The organism is Microbulbifer sp. 2205BS26-8, from assembly GCF_030731025.1.
GTDB lineage: Bacteria > Pseudomonadota > Gammaproteobacteria > Pseudomonadales > Cellvibrionaceae > Microbulbifer > Microbulbifer spongiae.
The window spans coordinates 1-18,572 of the sequence record NZ_JAVAMR010000059.1; the positions used below are offsets into that span (position 1 = coordinate 1).

The window sequence follows — 18,572 nt, forward strand, 5'->3', positions numbered from 1 at the left end:
AGTTCAGAGTACGGAGGCATGAGCAGTTACACAATTTAATTTACACTCTCGCTGACTATGCCCGGTTTTTTCCGTCCTGGTATTTACTACACAAAAACCAGAATTTCCCAATAAGTTACAGCCGGGTTTATTCAACATTTCTTGATTCTAAATCGCGGTGATTGGAATACTTCAAGCATAATTACTCCAGGCGTGCTAAAGACCTGGCATCGCTTGCCGGACAGCCTGCCAGGACTTACACTCGCCATATAATGGATACTGTGCCCATAGGTTTCGGGTCATGTAAAGGTGATGACTTTAGGGCTGTAATACTATCAAGAGAGATGAAAAAGATTCTGTAAAATTCAGGCTCACCGACACAACAAGCGCCGCGCCCATAATAAAGGAGAAGATAATGTCAGAAGTCCACACCCGTCCCATACCCGCAGCATTTATTGAAAATGCGCTTATTGGTGCCGATGACTATGAGAGGATGTACCGTCAGTCGGTGGAGAATCCGGAGGCTTTCTGGGCCCAGCAGGCCAAGGATTTCCTGCATTGGGACCAGCCCTTTACCCGGGTATTCCATGAGGATTTGTCACGCGGCGATACCGCCTGGTTTGCGGATGGAGCCCTGAACGTCACTGTCAATTGCATTGACCGACACCTGGCCAACCGCGCGGACCAGACAGCAATCCTGTGGGAGGGGGACGATCCGGCGGATAACCAAGCGATCAGCTATCGCACCCTGTACGAAAAGGTGTGCCGGCTGGCCAACCTGCTGAAGGCGCAGGGGGTTAAGAAGGGTGACCGCGTCTGTATCTATATGCCGATGATCCCGGAGGCCGCCTATGCGATGCTCGCCTGTGCCCGTATCGGTGCGGTGCACTCTGTGGTGTTTGGCGGTTTCTCGCCGGCTTCTCTGAAAGACCGTATTCTGGATGCCGATTGCCGTCTGGTGATAACGGCGGATGAAGGGGTCCGGGGGGGGAAACACATTCCCCTCAAGGTCAATGTGGATCGCGCCCTGACCGATTGCCCCGAGGTGCGCAGGGTGATCGTTGTGAAACGCACCGGTGTCCCGGTGGACTGGGACAGCAAGCGCGATATCTGGTATGCGGAGTCCGTTGCCGGAATGGACAGCGAGTGCGCGCCGGAAATTGTGCATGCCGAAGACCCGCTGTTTATCCTCTATACCTCAGGTTCCACCGGCAAACCCAAGGGCGTGATGCACACAACAGCCGGATATCTGCTGATGGCTACCATGACCTTCAAATATGTGTTCGATTACAAAGAGGGGGAGGTTTTCTGGTGTACGGCCGATGTCGGTTGGATTACCGGCCATAGCTACATCGTCTACGGACCGCTCTGTGCTGGTGCCTCCACCCTGATGTTTGAGGGCGTGCCCACTTACCCGGATGCCTCGCGGTTCTGGCAGGTTGTGGATAAGCACAAGGTCAATGCATTTTATACGGCGCCTACGGCCATTCGTGCCCTGATGGGCGCTGGTGACGACTTTGTCACGAAGACAGACCGCAGTTCTCTCCGGCTGCTGGGTACCGTGGGTGAGCCCATCAATCCGGAGGCCTGGGAGTGGTATTACACGGTGGTCGGTGACGCGCGCTGTCCAATTGTGGATACCTGGTGGCAAACGGAAACCGGTGCCCATATGATTTCTCCGCTGCCAGGCGCCATGGCGCTCAAGCCCGGTTCCGCTGCCAGGCCCTTTTTCGGTGTCCAGCCCGCCCTGCTGGATGGCGATGGCAAAGAGATCGAGGGACAGGGCGAGGGCTCGCTGGTTATCAAACGCAGCTGGCCCTCGATGATTCGCGGTATTTACGGTGATCGCCAGCGCATGATTGATACCTATTTCTCCACCTATCCCGGTTATTATTTTACCGGTGACGGAGCGCGCCGAGACGGGGATGGTTACTACTGGATTACCGGGCGTATCGATGATGTGCTGAATGTTTCCGGCCACAGGCTCGGCACGGCGGAAGTGGAAAGCGCACTAGTGCTGCACGAGGATACTGCCGAAGCGGCGGTGGTGGGTTATCCTCACCCTGTAAAAGGGCAGGGTATCTATGCGTTTGTCACCTTGAAATCGGGACACGCCCCCAGTGAAGCCCTGCGACGGGCACTGATTGACCTGTGCGCTACGGAGATAGGCCCTATCGCCAAGCCCGACATTATCCAATGGGCGCCGGACCTGCCCAAGACACGCTCGGGCAAGATTATGCGGCGTATTTTGCGCAAGATTGCCTGCAATGCGCTCGATAGCCTGGGGGATACTTCCACACTTGCGGATCCCTCGGTCGTTGACGAGTTGATCGCGCATCGAGAAAATCGCTGACCCTGCCTGTCACACGGCCAGCAGAGAAGGCCGGCTCCGCCCGGTCTTCGCGCCGGTCACAGGGTGCGAAAATCTGTTATTCACGCATGGGGAAAATGCGCTGGAGAATTGCACACCCCAGAAGCAAGCCCGGCGCAATCCGGATAAGTGCTTCGCAATAAGGAAGAAACAGCTTGGACCAGGGACAGTACCTTTGTGAACACTACCGTTTCGCGGCAAACCAGCGCTTGAAGGTGTTCAACTTTTTTGTTGTCTTGACCATGTTTGTAGAGGGTGGAATTTTTACCGCAGTGGAAAAAAATTTTCACCCTTTGATTCTGGCCCTGTTGGGAGGGCTGGTTATTATTGTGGTGACAGTATTCTGGTTGATGGATATACGCAGCAGGCAGCTGCTCAAGCTTGCCGTGCCTGCATTAAAAAGACTGGAGCAGGAATATCCCGAAGAGGCCAGGATTTTTTCCAACGATGCAGTGCGCAGGGGAGATGTGGCCCGCTACACTTTTGCCTTTCGCATCCTCCTGGTCGGTCAGCTGCTTTTCGGCCTGAGTGTTGCTACCTATGGTCTGCACCACTGGTATATCGCTCCCTGAAGGATCGAGAAAACTTGTCCACCACAGGGACATTCTATAAGATTCGCCAGTATTCTCCACGAGAGTCAGCCATTATCAATTTACTGATTTAAAAGGGATTTTTAAATCAACTTTCCCTCTGTGATTGTCAGCCACATGCAGTTGGTAGCAAAATAGTGCACCAAATTTGCACCAGAGAAAAGAAAACGTGGCTACAATCGTTCGGCGCGGAAAAACGTGGCGCGCCCAAGTCAGGCTAAGAGGGCAGTCCGCAAGTGCAACCTTTGATTCAAAGAGGCAGGCTCAGGAGTGGGCTCATGATATAGAGTATCAGATCCGGCAAGGAACCTATGGAAAGCCCAATGCGGGTACTTTTGGTGATCTGATGAGGCGTTTTGCCGAGGTAGTTTCTCCCGGTAGAGCTGGGGCAAGGTGGGAGCAGTTACGGATTAATAGCCTTTTATCAGATCCGATTTCTCAAATCTTATTGGATGAACTCAAAACTCAGCATTTCGCGGAATTTCGGGACCGCCGCCTAACCGCAATCTCACCGGGCTCCGTAAATCGGGAAATTAACCTCTTGGGCGCGGTATGTCGTTACGCGTTACGAGAATGGCACCTCCTTGATCACCATCCAATCCGGGGGCTGGAGCGTCCGCGCAACCCGCGACCACGTGACCGACGTATCAGTGAGCAAGAGGTTGGTCAAATCTGTGCAGGCTTAGGTTGGCAAGAGGCGGCGCCTCAAACTCGCCGCCAGGAGGTCGCATGGGCGTTTCTGGTGGCTTTGGAAACAGCAATGCGGTTAGGGGAGATATTGGCGTTGAATCGTGAAGATCTGGACTTAGAGGGGCGCTATGTCACTGTGCAAATTTCTAAAAACGGGGACAAAAGGCATATACCCCTATCTCAGCGAGCAGTAGAGCTATTCAGAATGGTAATGGATCGGTCTGGAAGCTTTTTGCAGGTTGGGCGAGATGCAGCAAGTGGTCTGTTTAGGCATGCTCGTATTGATGCCAAGATTGAGGACCTGCGCTTTCATGATACCCGACATGAGGCTCTTACCCGGCTGGCGAGGAAGCTGGACGTGCTTGACCTGGCACGTATGGTGGGACACCGTGACCCGCGCTCATTGATGATCTACTACAATGCGACAGCTACTGAAATTGCCTCACGTTTAGACTAGGCGGTCATATGGGTGTGGATACAGGCTTTGTGTAGTGATTACCCAGGGAATAGAGGCATTGCTTGACCGTTACTCGGGCTCTATATAGCATCCTGCACATGGTTGTAGCTATGACTGTGAATTGCTTGGTGTTTTTGCTGTTTAGTGAAAAGCCTATGGAGGTGCAAGTTGGAATACCAGCCTTATATTGAGGTAGATCCCCAAAGAAGAGGGGGCAAAGCGTGTATCAAGGGTACAAGGATTGCGGTGGCAGATATTTTGGATATGTTGGGTGACGGGATGTCGTTTAACGAAATCATTGATGACTATCCTGACCTCAACTCAACCAAAATAAGGGCTGCACTGAGCTACGCAGCAGCTCAGCAACGCAAGGGGAGGGCTGCATAAGTGCTTCTCCTGGATGAGAACCTTTCCTACAGGCTGGCCCCCAGATTAAATGATATTTATCCTGGTATCATTGCGGCAAGGACTGCTGGCCTGCTAGGGAAAAAAGACCCGGACGTTTGGAAATACGCCACCGAGAACAATTTGACAATTGTCACCAAGGATGGCGAGGATATGAAGGACTTGCAACGCCGATTTGGCCACCCGCCTAAAATCATCATTCTTACCCTTGGCAATTGCAGGATAGCTGCGATAGAGAAGCAGTTGAGAAACCGACAGGCAGAAATCGCTGCTTTTCTAGACAATGAAAGGCGGCCTTTCTTGGTCATATGACTCGCGGGCGGCCAGGCCCAGATTTCCTTGAAGGCCGCTGCCTCTTGGCCCAGTCCCGTACTTCCTCAGAAACCCATCGACGCCCCCCAATACCAGCAATCTTCACTGGTTGTGGGAATCCAGGCTTTGCTGATATTCTGAAAACGGTTGACTCACTACAGCTCAAATAAGCCGCAATATCTTCGCTGGTCCAAAGTCGAGTATGCGCACCCCTAAGCGCGGCAGTGATTGTATCTACGATTTTTTCAACTTCGCTCATCGTTCCTTCCAATAAACTGCGGCGCGGCAGAAACCGCACCTATCTATCAACCTGCCTCAGCGACTTCAAAGGCAGCAGCCAACTTGACCAAGCCCTTAGGGGTCACCAGCACTTGCTCTACTATCTTTTCGCTGCCGTCTGGGCGTTCTACGGCGTTTACCTTGTGTTCCAGGTGACCAGATTGGATGCGGTGCTGATATGCCGTCCAGCGGCCACCTGGGCGCCGATAAATCCATCGGTGGGACTGGAGCCAGGCAAACAGGTCTTTGGGGCGCGTCTGCAAATCTTTGGCTGCACTGGTGATACAGAGGGAGCCGTCACTGGTGGCGATTCGGTCGTAGGCGTCCACCTTGGGTTTCAGCTCGGCTACCTCCCCCTCCAGGCGCAAGCGCTCCTGTTCAGAGTCCATGGCTATCTTGAGGATGTCCATACGGCTCAGGTCCTGGGGTTTGGTGGTGTAGCTACCGGTTTTGCGGATACTGGGCAGGACATGGCCAACAACCCATTCCTCGAAGGCTTCGGCCTCTGGGAGCTTGGAGCGCATGATCAGGCGGTAGACATCGCGTTCGGGGATGATGACGACTTCCTGAATGCCACCTTCAGTAAGGAGGCCCTGTTTTAGGGCTCCCTTGCAGTGCGCCGCAATTGCGTTGCGGGGCTTGGAGTATCCCAATGCCTCAGCCACATCCTTACCAACAAAGTAGGGTTCGTCTTCGCGCTTGACTGTCCGCACTCGGTTTTGATGAAAGTTAAAGGGAATGATGTCGGTCATCGTTTCTCTCCTTGCCGTTCCTTAAGAGGCTTCTCTTACTCAAATCTCAACTTCCCACTCACAGTTTTTATCGATGCAGTTCTTGAAATCTTCTCTGATTCTCTTTCTTCGTATCCTCGTTACGCCACCACACTAGGCGGAGGACCACCAAGAAAAGAGGCCCGCCAAACACCGCCATTAACGTTGCCGGAAAAGATAAATTAGTGCCCATCAATCTCAGAGAGGCACTTAATGAACATATCCAAACGATTAGCAGGCAAGACAAGGAAAAAACCGATAGTTCCACTATTCCCCCTTTACGCTATGCCGCCACTTGCTCACGAATGGTCACACCACAATTCACTTGTACTAGGGTACGAGCCACCATAGGACTGGAATTTTCCATTTGTTCATCTGGGCTACCTGCTTTTATTGGGTGCCAGCCTCACATTCCACCAACTTGCCATCGATGACTTTGTAAATAGTTGTAGCGTCGGTCTTTTTATCAAAGATTTGCACCCAATCTACAAAGGGGTCTTTGGCTATTTGCTCTGCCTTTTCCTTTGCTTCCTCCTTGGTTTCGAGTGACTCCAGAAAATCTTTTACCCCGCCCATCAGTAAGTTATATGTGCCGCAAAAAAGTGCGTATCTATTCATTAGTTTCTCCAGACTTTATTAATAGTTAAGAGTGAGGGTGTATTGGTATACCCTGAATTGTTATTACTTTTGGGGCCCGTACTTCTTTCTTTGAGTCACTGCCTGTATTTTTCTTGATAAGCTCAGAAACCACCGCCTTCTCAAGGTCGGCATATTTGCCAGGATATAAAGCTACTCTTGAAGGGAGGGTATTTTTACGGAGTTGAAATTCAGATATAAACCGCTGCACTTCACCTATTATCGCGGTGGCTTTTTTGTTGAGCTGTAATGCTGAAATGTCCATGGTTAATCCCTAAAAAGGGGCCCAGTACCTGCGGCCCAAACAGTGGGGGTACAACTGACTGAATGCGCCAGGGGCGCGGTGGAAATTCTTTATCTCCTGTTTTTTGCTGCGGCTTCACCGGCCAAGGCAAAGTACGCTGCACCGTCTTCGTAGTCGTCTGGTACAAACACCCCGCAGCTTGCACGGGACTGCTTCAGTAGCACCATAAACAGCCATCCCTGTTCTTCGGTAAGCTCGGTTCCATGTAGGGCATTGAATGCGGTAATGGTTTTGGCCATGGAGCGCTCGCCATTCCCCGCATCACGTTGTTCAGCGCGGTCGCGCATATGCTGAGCGGCTTTTTTCAGGAAGGCGTGGGCGCTGTAGTCCGGTGGTGAAACCGTTTCAGAGCTCACGCGGCTTCGCTCCCATTGATTTGCTGTGCGAGGTGATCGAGGGATGCGAGGTAATCCGTTGCCGCTTCCCGGCTTTTGATGAGGGCGTCTTTAATAGCTTCTGCACGGTTTGCGCCGTGGCCCTGTGCCAGGCCTGAAGCAGGGCTCAGGACACCGTCTGGGTTGATGTTTAAGCAAGCGTGATAGTCTGCCGGCTCGTCGAAGTTTTCGCGGCAGATCATCTCTCCGAGAATATTGCCCTGCAGCACAATGTTTTCCTTGCCGATCACATCCCTGCCGGGTGACACCCATGTCGCATTGATTGGAACTGGTATAAATTCGATGTCTTTCATACGGTGCTCCCTCCCTGGTTACGTATGCGAATAGTTTTAATGGTGGGTTTGCGCTGGAAACGGGTACGGAGTTGCTCCTGGGTATCGGTGCCAGTACCGCTAATGATTGAAGCGACGAGAGTGAACTGGATCAGGCCGTGTTTAATGGCTTTAGCGACGGCATCGGTACTGTTACGGGCGTGCAATTTAAAGAAGCATTCGCTGAGGAGGTTGGCGACATTGGCGATAGAGCATTGCATAGCGGCGGCGGTTTCAGCATTGCTAAGCCCGCGAGCGCGGTGTGTCAGCGCTTCAGCCTGGCGGGGGGCCAGTTTTCTGTACTCCATTACATGGCTTCCTTTGTAAGGCTATGGGGCAGTGTTTGAGCTGGTGGTGCTCATGGCCACTTCTCATCAACGCTGTAGCTTTTCTTAACCTTCATGCTTCAACATAACTATACTTAATAGATTCACAAGATGAAACTAAAAAGGTATAGTTTTTAATAAAAAGGCGGTGATTTCCTCTGATATTAATGGGTTGCTGGCGTACGCTCCTTGGAAAGGGATCTGAGGAGAGTGTGAGGGTCTTTAGCAGGAGTGCATCTGGGGGTGGCAAAGATCGTTTGAGCTAATTTGATGTCAAATGGAGGTGTCAAATGCTAAGAATCGACAACAAATTCAAATATAAACTCATTCGTTCGTTCGATGAATCACTTTGACCGTTCGTCTGAACTAATTGAGCATGTCAGTAAAATTTGTAGAGTGGGGAGTATATTCTCTACAAAATTTACAGAGTTGATAAGAATTCATTCACTCAAAAACGCTATATAAAGAGGCAATTCTAGTTTAGTGTGATGTACTAAGTTTGACCCACAGGAGGTGTGGTTTATGGAACTGGTATGCCTAACTAAAGACAAGGAAAAGAGCCAAGAGGTATCCCGGCTCCAGAAGATAGCTGATAACGCGGTTCTATCTGTACTCCCATTCCAATGCCGGAAATGTAAAAAGAGAACCCAGTGCCCCGAGGTTTGGGGAAATGTAGATAACTCCTGCTGGCACCACGTATTGAAATAGGGCTAAATCTCGTGAGGTTGCTATATATATACTTAGGCTAATAGATAGATTTACGAAGAGTATGCTTGTACTCAAAGTCTATGTAATGAAATCAGTTAAAAAGGGATTACTGCTGTCACCGTGAAAGCGTCCTGACGATAAAATTAACAGGCGCAACTTGGTTTTTACTACTGGCAAGAGCGGCACTGTATGCTACAGCTACTGCCTGCGCCTTCTTTCCCGCCGGCATTCCCTGCAATCCTTGGCTTTCAATGGCGCTTTCAACTGCTTCAATACAGCTCTCTAATAGTTCCAGATCAATGCCGTCAGGAGTAATTGATGGCTGGTTTTCTGCCGGCTCCATCGATACATCCAGGCTGTACTCTTTGAGCGTCAACTTCTGTTCTACATCTCGGGCAATACGGTTACCGATAGACTTAGTGGCATTTTTACCGATCAGTTGATAGAGCTGTTGTTCAGAACGACCAAGAGCATCGGCAAACGCCCGCCTGTTCTTATAGTCAGCAGCAAGCCGCCGCATGTTCGCCCGCCTTATCTCATTAATATCCATTGTTACATTGGCCATCTGTGTTTGTGTCAGCTTACCAAACCTTTACCAACCGTTAATGACCCTTAAAAGTTCAGTTTTGTGCCATTTTTTAGATAATCAGCTAAACCTTCTTGACCATAACTATACCTTTTAAATATAGTTATTGTATGAATCTCAACCATCACATCCGATCCCTGTCCCTGCAGGAGAGGGAAAAGCTCGCCAAGAAAGTGGATACCTCTGGCGCCTACCTTTCCCGGATTGCTTACGGAAATGGTCGACCCGGCCACAAGCTTGCTCGCAAGTTATCCGTTGAAACAGGCATTCCTTTGGCAGATTGCCGCCCAGACATCTGGGGCGAGGGACCTGAAGCTGCCACCAACAACAGTATGGAGGCAAGGGAGGATTTGGTTAATCAATAGCCAACCATGGTCATTCATACAGGAGAGAGGGGTGGACAAGCAAAGCATACACAGTGAAGTCGCGGAATTCCTCAAAACGGAGCAGGGCGCAGCGCTGGTGGCGGACAGCCTCGCAGCACTGATCAAGAGCCGGGACACAGTTCTAATCCAGCCCGAAGAGAGCGTGGTTTCCAACCTTCAGATCGCAATCAAAAAGGTTGGTGAGGCCCGGCAAGCGCTGCACCAGGCGGAGGAAAGTGATCCGCAAAATACGGCCTTCAGCAAACACAAAACTGAGCTTTTGAGGGCCTGGGTAAAGCTGTCAGAAGTTGTGAGGTTCCTCAAGTCTGAGTAGGGCGAGGGCGCTGCTTGATGAGCTGTTTGGCAGCGCCTGAGAAGCCTTACTGAGCTAGATGAGCCGCTGATTTCAATGGAGGGCACAAAACGTCCATAGGTAATGATTCGGCCTCGGGAAGTATGCCGTTAACTGCTTCCTCAAGGCTATTTCCGCTAGCTATGAACTTTTTGCTTGGAAATCCTAGTGCGTCGATGATGCGTGCAAAGAACTTAGGCTTGCTGCTTGAGTCGCCAAGTTGGAGTGCTTCGTGAACCTCTATTTGAATAATTTCAGACGGATTACGTTCAAGGCGAATTTTGTGAGTTTTATAGAGAATGCTTTCGCTGAACTTTAGATCGAACATAACTAATTCCTTGTTAGCTGCTGGTGTGGAAGCTTGCAGTGTACCGGGAAACCCGTCACCTGGGGAGTGGTGTGACAGCCGGGAGAGTTCGGCAGCTTTTTGATGTACCGGAACCATCAAGACCACAAAGCAGCCGCAGAAGCGGACGGAGGCAAGTGTGGAATTAACGCTTTCCATTAACCAGGCCAGGAGCATTGAGTGGGAGCTGAACCTTCAGCAGGCCACTTTGTTCTCTTTCATCCTGAATGCTGCTCATTGGGCAGACAAACAGGGTGACTACTGGTATCTCAGCAAGGGCAAGATAGTTAATGAATTGCCCATTCTCTCTGACAAGAGAGACACCATTTACCGGTTAGGTACACAGCTGATCCGTAAGGACTTGATTGAGCGAAAAGTAATCAATGGTGGTGATCACTACCGGGTGACGGAAAAGGGGCTTCAGTGGAACAAGGCTGAGGTCGGAAAAAAATCCGAGGCACCTCGGAAAAATATCCGAAGGTCGGAAAAAAATCCGAGTAATCTCGGGAAGATATCCGAGCCACTTCGGAAAAATATCCGGGGGTCGGAAAAAAATCCGAGCGAACTCGGAAAAAAATCCGAATCACCTCGGAAAAATATCCGAGCAACCTCGGAAAAAAATCCGACGTATCAGTATACCAATCTATCAGTAAACCAAGATCAGAATACAAACACTGGCGATCTGTCGAGTGAACCGCCTCCTGATCAACCCGATCCCATCGAGCAGGAATTTGCTCAACTCTGGGAGATTTATCCAAAGCGAGCCGGTGGCAATCCCAAGGTCGGAGCGCTGAGGGCATATCGCACGCTGAGAAAACAATTCCCGTTTGAACCCATCCGGGCCGGTTTGGTGCGTTACGCCAGCTACTGCGAGGCGACTGGTGACGCCGGCACCCGGTATGTGAAACAGGCCAAAACCTTCTTCGGTCCTGACCTGCACTGGCAGGACGAATACCCGCTCCCCAAGCAAGGAAAGCCCCATGAAAACCGTAACTCAGGTCCTGGCAACCGCCTCCAGCAGGAGCACGCAGAAATCAACGCCGCGTTCGCTAGAGCCTCGGCACGAGAAGCTGCTGCTGGCCCTGTGGAAGCGCATGAATCAGCTGTACGGCCACAAGTGGTCGTCCCAACATGCCCTGTATGACTCCAAAGCCGACAAGGCTGCGGGACGCTACAGCGAGGATTTCATGCTGTGGGCAAAGAAAACCCGAGGGCTGAGTGAAATCGCATGGCACCGAGGGATGAAATACGTTGAGCAGAGAAACCAGGAAGCTGCGCGGCAGGGTGAGATCGACAGCTGGCCACCCAACTATGCGGAGTTTGCTGGTATGTGCCAACCGACCCCAGGATCGCAAATGTACCGGAAGTTTGAGCCCCCGAAACTGCCAGATAAGGCTGCACAGGAACGCTCAAAGGTCGTTGGACGCCAGACTCTGGACAGCCTGAAATCCCTGTTTACGGAAGCGGCAGAGTAAATCGAATGCGCACTCTGGAATTCACCTTGCCCCAGGCCACGCCATCCAACAACCAGTTGTTGCGGATGCACTGGAGAAAGCGCAGGGCGGTGAAAAAGCAGCTGGCCATGGAAGTAGCGGCAGCCCTGGTGAGTAGCGGTCAACGCCGCCCCAATGAACCCCTGGCACAGGTGTATATCGAGATTGAGCGCGGTTCTGCCGGTGAACTGGACGATGACAACCTGCAGGGTGGCACAAAGCTGCTGATCGATGTGCTGGAGAAGCCCAGCCGGACCAATCCCCACGGCCTGGGCCTGATCGAGAACGACAACAACCAGTGCGTGGTTAAGCGTCGAGTCACCCAGGCGCCGGCCAAACGCGGCCAGGGTTACACCCGAGTACTGATTGCGGAGGTGCTGGAAGACAACTATGAATTTTCAAGCCGCTTTGGGGGTGCCCAATGATCGATATCACTACACCAGCCAGTAAAAACTATTTCACCGTTCAGGAGTTGCAGTGTCGTTGCGCCGACTGTGAAGAAGAGCGCAACAATGGTGAAGGCGCGAGGGGGTGTGCCTCCAATGTGAAGGAGTGGTTTCTGTCCCACCTGAATCGGGTACGCGAGCGGGTGTATTGCCGCCCTATGCCAGTGACCAGCGGTTACCGCTGTACCCACCACCCGATAGAGGCGAGCAAGGCTAAACGCGCTATGCAGGAAGGCAGGTCGCACATCCTCGGTGATCACCCCTGTGGTGTAGCAGTGGATGTGGGGGTGTATGGCAAGGATGCCCACTACCTGATGCAGGCCCTGCACGTTTACAACTGGTTGCACACCCAAAAGGAACTGCCGCAGCCCTTCACCGCTATTTGCCCCAACCAGCGTGGTCCACACCATAAACGCTTTATTCATATCGGCGGCAACACCGATGCTCCCGGCCGCAAGCGCCCTTGGATCTGGACCTACTGAGGAGGGCGCATGGATGGAGAGCGTATCAACCCGTGCCTTGTGGAAGCCCTGGAAGACAAGCTGTACTTATGGGGCTCTGTGGCACTGGATTTGGGTGGGGTGAGTGGTAGCAGCAGTGTGCTGTGCGCTATTGAGGTCCATGCCGCCCGTCGCAGCTCCCGGTTGCGCCAGAAGCAGTACACAGCACAAGGCACTGCTACACGCTCTCACCGGGTGTGCGGCCAGGGTATCAACGAGGAGTTGGCAGCGCCGGTAGAGGAGGCCATGACGATCATCAAACGGGAGACCCCAAAGCTCTACGAGGTGCTGAAAGTGGAAGCACGCAGCCTATTGCTGCATGAGGGCCTCAGTGAACAACGATCCCGCGCCCGATGCCTGAAAATCAGCCTGCGCACCTACCAAACCCGGTTACACCGAGCCCGGATCTTTCTTGCAGGCTTACTGTTTGGACCGCAGATACTCAGGGAGACGTAATGGATCTGAAACCCACCCGCATCCCCAAACTCCTGGCACTGGCCAAAGGCCGTAATTGTGTCCAGTGCGGCAATAATGAGATCACCACCGTGGCGGCTCACTACCAAGGGCCACGGAGCCTCAGCTACGGCAAGGGCAGGGGAATCAAGCCACACGATGCTATGGCTGCACACCTCTGCTATCGCTGCCACAGTGAGGCGGATAGCAGCGCCCTGGGCATCAGCCCCGAAGCCCACAGCGCCCGCTTTCTGTTGCTGATTATCACTACTCAACTGCATTTGTTTTTAGAGGGCCGCATCACCGCAAGAAACCATGCCCAAGCCTTCCTGCTGAAGCTGTGTCGCAATGCGTCAGTGCTTAAAGAGTGTGGTGAGGATGAGCTGCACCGCACTGCCTGCCGCCTGGCCCAGTGCTGGGACTCCGGCGAGATCACTATCACCAACAGCGGCGCCATGGTGAGTAGCTTCGTGGGGGTGGGCCCATGACCCGCAAGACCAACGATCAGGGCCAGTTCTATTGCAATGGTTGCAGCCAGTGGAAGGCACCGGAAATATTCCCCCGACGTTCTAGACGATGTGGCCGCGCTAGTCGTTGCAAAAACTGCCGTGCCGCTTATCAACAAATTTACCGCACTCGCCAGCGTCTTCGGATGCTGATCCAGCGCAGAGTACACCAGTTTTTTTAATCGAAACACTGAGCAGTGGGAGGGGGGTAATCAGGAGAAACCCCGGACCTCAACAGGGTGACGGTACTGGATAACGCCGATCCACTGCCTGAGGGGTAGGAGAAAATAGTGTTGTTAAAATAGTATCAATAGTTTACACTAACAGTGTAACGTGTATACAGGATGGCATCTTTTGATGTCAGGCGTTCCTCCGGCCCCAGTGGCTACCCGCCCAAGAGCGGTTATAAAGCGAGCCTAGTTAAGAAAGCCCCGCCTTGTGTGGGGTTTTTCATTTCTGCATTTTGATCAGTTTTCCGATCTGAGTATTGTGAGCGATAACAAAGAAGGAGATTTTACGCTTTTTTGGTTGCGCTTGGCGGCGGTCTTCATCGCGAACAAAGGCACTTCGGATAAATAGTTTCAGCAGTCCTTTCTGCATGCAATTGACCTGAAAATACACCTCATACTCCAGCTTTTTTCCGTCCTTCCCCACCAACTCAATAAGAAAGTAATTGCCGTGTCCGGTGTGATAGCAGGGCTGCGTGCCAAGCGATCTTGCGATATCGGGTAGCCGCAGCGACAGTTCATGGCGCCTAAAGCAAAAAATGCGCGTCTCTCGGGAATCCCGATAGTGTAGCGCGGGATCATAGTCGCTTAATACCCAACCCTTGCGAGGCCCGTGAGTGAAGCAATGCAAACTAAACTCAACCTCAAACCGGTATATTCTGGCAGGTTTTCCCCCTTTCGCTGGCTGGACATATTCATGCCTAAACGAGGAGAGATGGTCAAGACCGTAGGTCTTTCCACCATATTTAAAATCATTCCACTGTTTGATACGCCCACTCCTGGGGTTTTGTTGAATTTTTGATTGCGATAGCCGACAGATTATTGGGGCGGTTTAGTGGAGTACAAGAAGATGGTCAGGAATCGGGAAGATTTGCACGGATAGAGGGGTGCTTCAATTGGACAGGATCGGATTCGACTAATTGCAAGTTTGGGGGTTACGCGGATTTGGCACTTTTGCGTTTTAGGGGTATAAATCAGCTATCTTGCGATTGTTGTCTCTACCAGGTACCAACCCCACAAACCGGCCTCTGAGCCGGTTTTTTTACGCCTGGAGAAAGTAGCTTTATTTTGTACGATTGTATCATGCCTGTATAACTAATTGATTTCAATGACAATTTTATATATCTGGCGCAGAATTGATTCCGGGAGCAGTAATTCAGGATAATAGTGGCCACGGTGATCACTATACGAATGTTAGGAGTAGAAATGAGTAGTTCACCTCCTCGAGGGAGCAAAATCAAAGTCGATAATATAAACGATCATCACCTTATCATTGTGCCTCATGGTAATGGTAGCGTTATGAGATATTTTATTGGGGCATTTCTTTTATTTTGGATGGGAGGGTGGTTCATAGGCTTCACAGATGCCTTCGCCCAGATTGTATCTGGTAACGGCGGGGCTTTTTTGGTTCTGTGGCTTGGTGGCTGGTCTATAGGTGGTATTTTTGCGGGATATATGATTTATCGTGTATTTAGAAAAAGTATTCCTGAGAAAATTATTTTGAACTATCCATCCTTGTCGCTAGATACTGGTATCCCACCCTTGAAGATTAATTTTGGTTTCTACAATCAAAAGGAATACTGGAATTCCATATTTCCAAAGAGAAAGCGCTTAGATTTTTCTTCTTTTGATTTAAAAACACTGACTCTGAGAGAAACTGATAGCAATAATAGACTTACTATTGATAAGGATTCTGAGCGTATAGAAATTGCCATTGGTGCTTCAGAGGTCGATAGAGAGTGGCTATATGGCTACTTAAAGGAAAATTATTCCTAACAAATACGTCAATTAGGACGTTATGTGTAAACAAGGTTAGAGTCAGCTAGGTAGATATCATGTGGGGAACAGGCGCATTAGTTGGCATATTCCTCTGCTTCATACTTTGGGTATTTATTATGATGCCGGGTGAGCGAATCTATCACAAAAAGCGACTCTCAATCATCAAAGAAAAGTTGGAACGCCTTGAAAAACGTAAAATAAAAAACAAAAAAATAAGCCAACCAAAAAACTCCAAAACGCATAATAAGTAAGAATATGTTGCGCTTGAAAAAAATTAGGATACCTTGCTCTTGCCGCAACATATCAAATGAATGAAGGACAACGTCTAAATCTTTACTCCACTTTTGTGTTGCTCGTTACGATAGTTGTCTCTACCAGACACCCAACCATCCAAACCGGCCACTGAGCCGGTTTTTCTACTTGGAGAAAGATATGTTTGTGTAACTAAATGATTTTAAACGGTATTGTGTAGAATTTTCGCAGAATTGATTTAGAGACAATAATCAGGATAATAGTGGCCACGGCAACCGCTATGTAAATGTTAAGAAATAAAGGACTTTGAATGGATGTGAGGTTGTATTTAATAAAGTTTTATTCAATTCATGTGATAGTTGTGATTATCACACTAGCTTGCTTCTTGATGAATGGACCTATGAGAGGCGGGCTTCCGTTGGACAATACTGTCGCTGAAAGAATTGCTTTTATAGCCGATAATGGCCTGATCTGGTCATTATCTTGGTTTACCTGGATGCTTTCGGCAATTGGTTTATTTGTCTTTTGCGCAATCTTAGCGGATGAGCTAACCCAGAATTTTCTGCGAATGATCGGTATAGCTCTGGTCGGTATGGGAATCGCCCCAGATTTAATTGCCGAAGTAATCTACGCGTTTGTAATTCCTGAGATCATAGGCAGGCAGCTTGATAGCAATGCTGTTGAGATACTTGAGATAATCGCGATGCACCTGACTGGCTATCTTGGTAATGGTCTATATAACTTGGGTGGCTTATTGCTAACGATTCTTGCAATTAACCAAGGCGTGCTAAAGTCGTGGATAGCTGCATGGGGCGTTACTGCCTGGATACTAGGACTGATGCTATCTCTTTTCGTTGCTATGGGCTCAGTTAAAGCTGCGGAAATTTTTACAGCAATAGCTATGGTCCTCAGCACCGCTTGGATGCTGATATTTGCTCACAAGGTGTTAAGCGTTGAGTGAGTATGGGATTATTAAATTAGTGCACCTTGGGGCTCTTGTATTTTGGCTAGGGCCGCCGCTCGGGGCGTGGTTTGTATTGAAAACTGTCGAGGATGGCTCTTATAAGCCGAACTCATTAGCTGAAAGAGTTAGCCGTGTGTTTTATCTTACGGTTATTCTGGAGCACTTAGCATTCATCACTCTTTTGGCTACAGGCTTCCTTTTGGCCTTCAAATATGACTTACTAGGTGCAGCATGGCTAAGTCAAAAAATCTATATAGTATTACTTGTCGTAGTACCATTGGAGATTTTTGATGTATTACTGGGAAACTGGATTGCAAGTACAGCTTCAAAGAAGCTATATGCCGGTAGGCCTTTAAAAAGTTGGGAGAGGTATGGGTTAGAGATGTATCACGGAATTTTCACTAAGATTGCTCTAATTATTATACCTCTATCGGTTTTAATAATAATGTATCTAGCCACTAGCAAAGCTGGACTGGATTTATTTTCTTGGCAAGAGTTTCAGAAATGATGTATGGCGGTGCATTTTAAACGGACGTTATACACTGATTAGATAATATAAATCAGCTATCTTGCGATTGTTGTCTCTGCCAGACACCCAACCACCCAAACCGGCCACTGAGCCGGTTTTTTTACACCTGGAGAAAGTGATTTCCTAGGTCTCACAACCTGGAGCTACTAATGGACTGGAAAGCGATAGTTAAAAGCGTGGCACCGACCATGGGTGCTGCTCTCGGTGGTCCTGTTGCGGGAACGGCAGTCAAGTTCCTTGCTGACCACTTCCTGGGAGATACCGATGCTCAAGAGCAGGATATTGCGGAGCTGGTGTTGCATGCGAGCCCCGAACAGCTAATGGAGCTGCGCAGCCTCGATAGCCAGTTCAAGCTCAAGATGCGCGAGCTGGATATTGACGTTTACCGGTTAGAAGTAGAGGACCGCAAGAGCGCCCGCCACATGGGGATCAAGGGCGGCCTAAAGGCACAGATGGTACTGTCCTTCATGTTTATCGGTGGCTACTTCGCCCTGACCTTCGCCCTGTTCTCCGGTGAGATTACCCTGACCCCGGCTATTGAGAAGACCGGCACCCTGATGCTGGGTGTGATCACCGGAGCCATTCCCATGATTTTGCAGTTCTGGTTTGGCTCCAGCCAAGGAAGTAAAGAAAAGACACAGGCAATGGTGAAGCCATGACCACTCATGATCTTGTGCGAGAGTTAGCGGAAAAGGCTGGCCACGCCACCACAGTAACGGTGGGCGCTATCGGCAGTATCTACAGCTTGTTCCTCAACAATCCCATTGGCTTTATCTGTGCTTTGGTGGCCATCGCTTCCTTTGTAGTGAACTGGTACTACAGCTACCAGCGCCATAAGATGGCGAGAGAGCAGCAAGGTCAGCGTAATGCCAGCAAGGGCTAAGCGTTATTGCGCGCGTTGCAGGCGGGCTCATTCAGGTTGCTGCCCCCAGGCTCAAAACCGTTGGGGAATCTGGCAAAGACAGAAGGGCACAGATACCCAGCGCGGGTATGGAGCACCGTGGAGGAAATTGCGCAGGCTGGTGATCAGGCGGGACAAAGGGCTTTGCCAGCATTGCTTGCTCAAGGGGCTGGCCGTTGCTGGAACCCACGTGGATCACATCAAACCCAAGTCACAGGGCGGCACGGATGATATGGGCAACCTTCAGTTGCTGTGCAAGGCCTGTCACCTGACCAAGACCGCGCAGGAAGGTGGCGGCGCAAGAGGGAGGGGTGGGTCAAATCTCCACAGCCCTTCGCCA

28 protein-coding genes are annotated in these 18,572 nt (G+C 50.5%); 19 read left to right on the forward strand and 9 right to left on the reverse strand.

Annotated elements, in window-relative coordinates; translation table 11 throughout:
* Positions 1 to 394: 394 nt before the first annotated feature.
* From acs to Q5Y71_RS14820, 5 genes are all read left to right on the forward strand, one after another.
* Positions 395 to 2,332 (forward strand): acetate--CoA ligase, encoded by a 1,938-nt coding sequence (gene acs, locus Q5Y71_RS14800; protein WP_306042880.1) that lies wholly within the window; start codon positions 395 to 397, stop codon positions 2,330 to 2,332.
* A 173-nt stretch (positions 2,333 to 2,505) separates the two neighbouring features.
* On the forward strand, positions 2,506 to 2,922 hold the full coding sequence (locus tag Q5Y71_RS14805; RefSeq protein WP_301415353.1) for a hypothetical protein: 417 nt from the start codon (positions 2,506 to 2,508) through the stop codon (positions 2,920 to 2,922).
* A gap of 187 nt (positions 2,923 to 3,109) precedes the next feature.
* Positions 3,110 to 4,087, forward strand: coding sequence for a site-specific integrase (locus Q5Y71_RS14810; protein ID WP_306042881.1), 978 nt, complete (start codon positions 3,110 to 3,112; stop codon positions 4,085 to 4,087).
* Between the two features lie 168 nt (positions 4,088 to 4,255).
* Positions 4,256 to 4,474: a DUF433 domain-containing protein gene (locus Q5Y71_RS14815; protein ID WP_306042882.1), complete on the forward strand. Its 219-nt coding sequence runs from the start codon at positions 4,256 to 4,258 to the stop codon at positions 4,472 to 4,474.
* Positions 4,475 to 4,804, forward strand: coding sequence for a DUF5615 family PIN-like protein (locus Q5Y71_RS14820; RefSeq protein WP_306042883.1), 330 nt, complete (start codon positions 4,475 to 4,477; stop codon positions 4,802 to 4,804).
* Positions 4,805 to 5,109: 305 nt separating this feature from the next.
* On the opposite strand, the gene Q5Y71_RS14825 is transcribed toward Q5Y71_RS14820, so the two are convergent.
* The 7 genes from Q5Y71_RS14825 to Q5Y71_RS14855 all read right to left on the reverse strand — a co-directional run bounded on the left by Q5Y71_RS14825 (position 5,110) and on the right by Q5Y71_RS14855 (position 9,098).
* Complete coding sequence (locus Q5Y71_RS14825; RefSeq protein ID WP_306042885.1) at positions 5,110 to 5,835, reverse strand: phage antirepressor; 726 nt, start codon at positions 5,833 to 5,835, stop codon at positions 5,110 to 5,112.
* Between the two features lie 408 nt (positions 5,836 to 6,243).
* Complete coding sequence (locus Q5Y71_RS14830) at positions 6,244 to 6,471, reverse strand: hypothetical protein (protein ID WP_306042876.1); 228 nt, start codon at positions 6,469 to 6,471, stop codon at positions 6,244 to 6,246.
* Positions 6,472 to 6,496: 25 nt separating this feature from the next.
* Entirely contained in the window at positions 6,497 to 6,754 is a 258-nt protein-coding gene (locus Q5Y71_RS14835) for a hypothetical protein (RefSeq protein WP_306042886.1), read from the reverse strand.
* Between the two features lie 89 nt (positions 6,755 to 6,843).
* The gene (locus tag Q5Y71_RS14840; RefSeq protein ID WP_306042887.1) at positions 6,844 to 7,149 is read right to left on the reverse strand and encodes a DUF6378 domain-containing protein; all 306 of its coding nucleotides are present in this window, start codon (positions 7,147 to 7,149) and stop codon (positions 6,844 to 6,846) included.
* Positions 7,146 to 7,481: a hypothetical protein gene (locus Q5Y71_RS14845; RefSeq protein ID WP_306042888.1), complete on the reverse strand. Its 336-nt coding sequence runs from the start codon at positions 7,479 to 7,481 to the stop codon at positions 7,146 to 7,148. The genes Q5Y71_RS14840 and Q5Y71_RS14845 overlap by 4 nt, the downstream gene beginning before the upstream one ends.
* The gene (locus Q5Y71_RS14850; protein WP_306042889.1) at positions 7,478 to 7,807 is read right to left on the reverse strand and encodes a response regulator transcription factor; all 330 of its coding nucleotides are present in this window, start codon (positions 7,805 to 7,807) and stop codon (positions 7,478 to 7,480) included. Before Q5Y71_RS14850 ends, Q5Y71_RS14845 begins: the two co-directional genes overlap by 4 nt.
* Positions 7,808 to 8,648: 841 nt before the next feature.
* The gene (locus Q5Y71_RS14855; RefSeq protein WP_301413911.1) at positions 8,649 to 9,098 is read right to left on the reverse strand and encodes a hypothetical protein; all 450 of its coding nucleotides are present in this window, start codon (positions 9,096 to 9,098) and stop codon (positions 8,649 to 8,651) included.
* 131 nt (positions 9,099 to 9,229) lie between these two features.
* Here Q5Y71_RS14855 and Q5Y71_RS14860 point away from each other — a divergent pair, with 131 nt between their 5' ends.
* Together Q5Y71_RS14860 and Q5Y71_RS14865 are read left to right on the forward strand one after the other, a co-directional pair.
* Positions 9,230 to 9,484 (forward strand): hypothetical protein, encoded by a 255-nt coding sequence (locus tag Q5Y71_RS14860; RefSeq protein ID WP_306042890.1) that lies wholly within the window; start codon positions 9,230 to 9,232, stop codon positions 9,482 to 9,484.
* 31 nt (positions 9,485 to 9,515) lie between these two features.
* Positions 9,516 to 9,818, forward strand: a complete 303-nt coding sequence (locus tag Q5Y71_RS14865) for a hypothetical protein (protein ID WP_306042891.1) — start codon at positions 9,516 to 9,518, stop codon at positions 9,816 to 9,818.
* Positions 9,819 to 9,864: 46 nt separating this feature from the next.
* Here the strand turns inward: Q5Y71_RS14865 and Q5Y71_RS14870 are convergent, their stop codons facing one another.
* Positions 9,865 to 10,164, reverse strand: a complete 300-nt coding sequence (locus Q5Y71_RS14870) for a hypothetical protein (RefSeq protein ID WP_306042892.1) — start codon at positions 10,162 to 10,164, stop codon at positions 9,865 to 9,867.
* A gap of 157 nt (positions 10,165 to 10,321) precedes the next feature.
* On the opposite strand from Q5Y71_RS14870, the gene Q5Y71_RS14875 reads away from it, so the two are divergent.
* From Q5Y71_RS14875 to Q5Y71_RS14900, 6 genes are read left to right on the forward strand one after another with little or no spacing between them, the layout of a single operon-like run.
* Positions 10,322 to 11,326, forward strand: coding sequence for a hypothetical protein (locus Q5Y71_RS14875; RefSeq protein WP_306042893.1), 1,005 nt, complete (start codon positions 10,322 to 10,324; stop codon positions 11,324 to 11,326).
* Entirely contained in the window at positions 11,277 to 11,657 is a 381-nt protein-coding gene (locus Q5Y71_RS14880) for a hypothetical protein (protein WP_306042894.1), read from the forward strand. The genes Q5Y71_RS14875 and Q5Y71_RS14880 overlap by 50 nt, the downstream gene beginning before the upstream one ends.
* 5 nt (positions 11,658 to 11,662) lie before the next feature.
* Complete coding sequence (locus Q5Y71_RS14885) at positions 11,663 to 12,100, forward strand: hypothetical protein (protein ID WP_306042895.1); 438 nt, start codon at positions 11,663 to 11,665, stop codon at positions 12,098 to 12,100.
* Positions 12,097 to 12,603, forward strand: a complete 507-nt coding sequence (locus Q5Y71_RS14890) for a D-Ala-D-Ala carboxypeptidase family metallohydrolase (RefSeq protein ID WP_306042896.1) — start codon at positions 12,097 to 12,099, stop codon at positions 12,601 to 12,603. Before Q5Y71_RS14885 ends, Q5Y71_RS14890 begins: the two co-directional genes overlap by 4 nt.
* 9 nt (positions 12,604 to 12,612) lie before the next feature.
* Positions 12,613 to 13,077 carry a hypothetical protein gene (locus Q5Y71_RS14895; protein ID WP_306042897.1) on the forward strand — a complete coding sequence of 155 codons (465 nt, stop codon included), beginning with the start codon at positions 12,613 to 12,615 and terminating at the stop codon, positions 13,075 to 13,077.
* On the forward strand, positions 13,077 to 13,562 hold the full coding sequence (locus Q5Y71_RS14900; RefSeq protein WP_306042898.1) for a hypothetical protein: 486 nt from the start codon (positions 13,077 to 13,079) through the stop codon (positions 13,560 to 13,562). Before Q5Y71_RS14895 ends, Q5Y71_RS14900 begins: the two co-directional genes overlap by 1 nt.
* Before the next feature lie 468 nt (positions 13,563 to 14,030).
* Here Q5Y71_RS14900 and Q5Y71_RS14905 read toward each other — a convergent pair whose 3' ends face one another.
* Positions 14,031 to 14,438 (reverse strand): hypothetical protein, encoded by a 408-nt coding sequence (locus tag Q5Y71_RS14905; protein WP_306042899.1) that lies wholly within the window; start codon positions 14,436 to 14,438, stop codon positions 14,031 to 14,033.
* Between the two features lie 575 nt (positions 14,439 to 15,013).
* Here Q5Y71_RS14905 and Q5Y71_RS14910 point away from each other — a divergent pair.
* The 6 genes from Q5Y71_RS14910 to Q5Y71_RS17665 all read left to right on the forward strand — a co-directional run.
* Positions 15,014 to 15,583, forward strand: a complete 570-nt coding sequence (locus tag Q5Y71_RS14910) for a hypothetical protein (protein WP_306042900.1) — start codon at positions 15,014 to 15,016, stop codon at positions 15,581 to 15,583.
* A gap of 565 nt (positions 15,584 to 16,148) precedes the next feature.
* Complete coding sequence (locus tag Q5Y71_RS14915; protein WP_306042901.1) at positions 16,149 to 16,799, forward strand: hypothetical protein; 651 nt, start codon at positions 16,149 to 16,151, stop codon at positions 16,797 to 16,799.
* Entirely contained in the window at positions 16,792 to 17,310 is a 519-nt protein-coding gene (locus Q5Y71_RS14920) for a hypothetical protein (RefSeq protein ID WP_306042902.1), read from the forward strand. The genes Q5Y71_RS14915 and Q5Y71_RS14920 overlap by 8 nt, the downstream gene beginning before the upstream one ends.
* Before the next feature lie 170 nt (positions 17,311 to 17,480).
* Positions 17,481 to 17,990, forward strand: a complete 510-nt coding sequence (locus tag Q5Y71_RS14925; RefSeq protein WP_306042903.1) for a hypothetical protein — start codon at positions 17,481 to 17,483, stop codon at positions 17,988 to 17,990.
* Positions 17,987 to 18,214, forward strand: coding sequence for a holin (locus Q5Y71_RS14930; protein ID WP_306042904.1), 228 nt, complete (start codon positions 17,987 to 17,989; stop codon positions 18,212 to 18,214). Before Q5Y71_RS14925 ends, Q5Y71_RS14930 begins: the two co-directional genes overlap by 4 nt.
* On the forward strand, positions 18,198 to 18,572 hold a 375-nt coding region (locus Q5Y71_RS17665), incomplete at its 3' end, for an HNH endonuclease (protein ID WP_371877072.1). The genes Q5Y71_RS14930 and Q5Y71_RS17665, both read left to right, overlap by 17 nt.

Coding starts and splice junctions, on each gene's coding strand:
- Q5Y71_RS14825 (WP_306042885.1), bottom strand. CDS start 5,835: ATGACCGACATCATTCCCTTTAACTTTCATCAAAACCGAGTGCGGACA.
- Q5Y71_RS14915 (WP_306042901.1), top strand. CDS start 16,149: ATGGATGTGAGGTTGTATTTAATAAAGTTTTATTCAATTCATGTGATA.
- Q5Y71_RS14895 (WP_306042897.1), top strand. CDS start 12,613: ATGGATGGAGAGCGTATCAACCCGTGCCTTGTGGAAGCCCTGGAAGAC.
- Q5Y71_RS14930 (WP_306042904.1), top strand. CDS start 17,987: ATGACCACTCATGATCTTGTGCGAGAGTTAGCGGAAAAGGCTGGCCAC.
- Q5Y71_RS14845 (WP_306042888.1), bottom strand. CDS start 7,481: ATGAAAGACATCGAATTTATACCAGTTCCAATCAATGCGACATGGGTG.
- Q5Y71_RS14890 (WP_306042896.1), top strand. CDS start 12,097: ATGATCGATATCACTACACCAGCCAGTAAAAACTATTTCACCGTTCAG.
- acs (WP_306042880.1), top strand. CDS start 395: ATGTCAGAAGTCCACACCCGTCCCATACCCGCAGCATTTATTGAAAAT.
- Q5Y71_RS14830 (WP_306042876.1), bottom strand. CDS start 6,471: ATGAATAGATACGCACTTTTTTGCGGCACATATAACTTACTGATGGGC.
- Q5Y71_RS14870 (WP_306042892.1), bottom strand. CDS start 10,164: ATGTTCGATCTAAAGTTCAGCGAAAGCATTCTCTATAAAACTCACAAA.
- Q5Y71_RS14835 (WP_306042886.1), bottom strand. CDS start 6,754: ATGGACATTTCAGCATTACAGCTCAACAAAAAAGCCACCGCGATAATA.
- Q5Y71_RS14855 (WP_301413911.1), bottom strand. CDS start 9,098: ATGGCCAATGTAACAATGGATATTAATGAGATAAGGCGGGCGAACATG.
- Q5Y71_RS14885 (WP_306042895.1), top strand. CDS start 11,663: ATGCGCACTCTGGAATTCACCTTGCCCCAGGCCACGCCATCCAACAAC.
- Q5Y71_RS14925 (WP_306042903.1), top strand. CDS start 17,481: ATGGACTGGAAAGCGATAGTTAAAAGCGTGGCACCGACCATGGGTGCT.
- Q5Y71_RS14860 (WP_306042890.1), top strand. CDS start 9,230: ATGAATCTCAACCATCACATCCGATCCCTGTCCCTGCAGGAGAGGGAA.
- Q5Y71_RS14910 (WP_306042900.1), top strand. CDS start 15,014: ATGAGTAGTTCACCTCCTCGAGGGAGCAAAATCAAAGTCGATAATATA.
- Q5Y71_RS14850 (WP_306042889.1), bottom strand. CDS start 7,807: ATGGAGTACAGAAAACTGGCCCCCCGCCAGGCTGAAGCGCTGACACAC.
- Q5Y71_RS14880 (WP_306042894.1), top strand. CDS start 11,277: ATGAATCAGCTGTACGGCCACAAGTGGTCGTCCCAACATGCCCTGTAT.
- Q5Y71_RS14900 (WP_306042898.1), top strand. CDS start 13,077: ATGGATCTGAAACCCACCCGCATCCCCAAACTCCTGGCACTGGCCAAA.